This window comes from Stieleria sp. (assembly GCF_041595215.1).
Taxonomy (GTDB): Bacteria; Planctomycetota; Planctomycetia; order Pirellulales; family Pirellulaceae; genus Stieleria; species Stieleria magnilauensis.
Genome location: NZ_JBFHKV010001289.1, coordinates 1 through 2,151, shown reverse-complemented (window position 1 = coordinate 2,151; position 2,151 = coordinate 1). Strand labels below are relative to the sequence as shown.

Genomic DNA, 2,151 nt, shown 5'->3' with positions numbered 1-2,151 from the left:
GGAGGCGCCCGATCGGCTCGCATCGATGGTCACCCGCTGGCTGAAACAGGCCGACTTGGCGACCAGCTTGAATGCGCTGAAAATCCCCGCCAGTGGGATCGAGAGCTTTGTCGAAGAAGCGCTCAAGCAATGGACCGGTACGTTCAATCCCGTGCCGCTGGACAAAACCAACGCCGAACTGCTGTATCGCTCCGTCGCCTGACGCCAGCACGTGGCGTCAGCCAGTGGCGCGTGTCGGCGCTGAGTTCACCACGCCCCGCTCGTTGACCGGTATGTCGATTCAATCAGCCGTTTGGCGCGAGCCTACGGGCGCCGGTGAGTTTACTTGGTGATCAACGCCCGTACGCTCGCGCGATACGGCTAATCCCACGTGTGATCCGATTCCACCAACAAGCGTTCCCGTGGCAGGCAATCCGTGCTACGCGGCGTGGGTGGCGAACGCCGGCGTCTCCTCGACGCCAGGTTCGCTGTGAATCAAACCGTCTTGCATCCGCCAACAGACATCGGCCGAGGCGGCGATCTCGTCGTCGTGGGTGATCATCAGGATCGTCAGGTTGTCGCGTTCTTTCAGGTCGGCCAACAGACGCAAAATCTCTTGACCGGTCTCGGTGTCCAAGTTGCCCGTCGGCTCGTCGGCCAACAACAACTTCGGGTCGGTCATCAGCGCTCGGGCGATCGCGACCCGTTGCATCTCTCCACCGCTCATTTCACTTGGACGGTGTTTGGCACGGTGCAGCAATCCGACGCGATCGAGCATCGCTTCGGCACGTCGACGATTCTCCGTCCGCGATTTGAAGTAGCTCCAAACACTCTGCCCGATCATGGCCGGGGCGAGCACGTTCTCGATCGCCGAGAGTTCGGGCAACAGGTGGTAGAACTGAAAGATGATGCCGATTTCGTGATTGCGATAGCGATCGCGGACGGCGCGGGGGGCGTTATCGATTCGATTGCCCCGAAAGAAAACTTCGCCTTCGTCAGGCCGGTCCAGCGTCGCCAACAAGTGCATCAGGGTACTCTTGCCGCTGCCACTGCGGCCGACCAATGCCGTGACCAGCCCCTGTCGGACTTCCAGATCCACGCCCCGCAAGACGGGGACATCGATGCGGTCCTTGTGGTAGCTCTTTTTCAATCCGCGCGCGGTCAGAACGATAGGGGTGGGCATCAAACGGTCTCAAGGCAAGGGAAGAGAGTGAAGGCAACGCAAATTCGCCAAACTATCAAAAAGGTGTCGGACACCTTTTTCGCTCATTCGAAACGCAGCGCTTGAACGGGGTGCATTCGCGCCGCCCGCATGGCCGGCAACACGCTGGCCATCACGGCGATGCCGACGGCACCGCACATCACCCAGACCAGTGTGAAGGGATGCACGATCGTGGGGATTTCGGTGAAGTAATAGACGGTCGGGTCGAACACCTCTTGGCCGGTAAACATCTCCAGCAGTTCGGCGATGTCGTTGATGTAGTGCACGAACAAGAGCCCGCCGATCAGCCCGGCACCGCTGCCCACGAATCCGAGCAACAATCCGTAGGTCATGAAGATGCTGCTGACACCGCGGCCGGACGCTCCCAATGCTTTGAGCGTTCCGATGTCACGCGTTTTTTCGACCACGATCATGAAGAACGTGGCCAAGATTCCGAAACCGGCGACGGCGATGATCAGGAACAGCAAGATGTTCAAGATCGTGGTCTCCAGTCGCACCGCAGACAACAGCGGGCCTTGCAGGTCGCGCCAGGTCTGGATGTTGTAGGCGTACAATTCGGGTGGAAAGCGATCGCGCAGTGCGTCGCGAATGACGTTCAGGTCGGTACCCTCGGCCAGTTTTAATTGAATCGTGGTGACGCTACGGACACCGGTCTCCGGATCGATCATGCCGCGAAATTCTTGCAGTTGATCCAAACGGACGAATGCGAACGTGCTGTCGTATTCGCTCATCCCGGATTCATACAAATCGACGACGGTGAACTTCTGGTTGATGACTTTCGTTTCACCCGCGGCGTTGGGAAAGATCATGCGAACGTCGTCGCCCGGTTGGGCGTAGTAGTGGTCCTTGACCTCGCCGGCTTCGTCGCGGTGGCGGACGCTGCAGGTTGAAATCCCCAAGATGATGCCGGGAAACTGCTCGGTCATCGGATCCACGGCGGCCACCAGCTG

The 2,151-nt window shown here is 59.4% G+C and carries 2 protein-coding genes and 1 pseudogene; 1 reads left to right on the top strand and 2 read right to left on the bottom strand.

The window, feature by feature from the left end; translation table 11 throughout:
- Positions 1–202, top strand: a pseudogene (locus ABX749_RS30650) (alcohol dehydrogenase); the annotation flags it as partial.
- 216 nt (positions 203–418) lie between these two features.
- On the opposite strand, the gene ABX749_RS30645 reads toward ABX749_RS30650, so the two are convergent.
- Both ABX749_RS30645 and ABX749_RS30640 read right to left on the bottom strand, forming a co-directional pair.
- A complete protein-coding gene (locus ABX749_RS30645) occupies positions 419–1,162 on the bottom strand; it encodes an ABC transporter ATP-binding protein (protein ID WP_372899381.1) in 744 nt (247 codons plus the stop codon).
- Positions 1,163–1,245: 83 nt separating this feature from the next.
- The coding region (locus ABX749_RS30640; protein ID WP_372899380.1) for an ABC transporter permease at positions 1,246–2,151 on the bottom strand (906 nt) is incomplete at its 5' end.

Coding starts and splice junctions, on each gene's coding strand:
- ABX749_RS30645 (WP_372899381.1), bottom strand. CDS start 1,162: ATGCCCACCCCTATCGTTCTGACCGCGCGCGGATTGAAAAAGAGCTAC.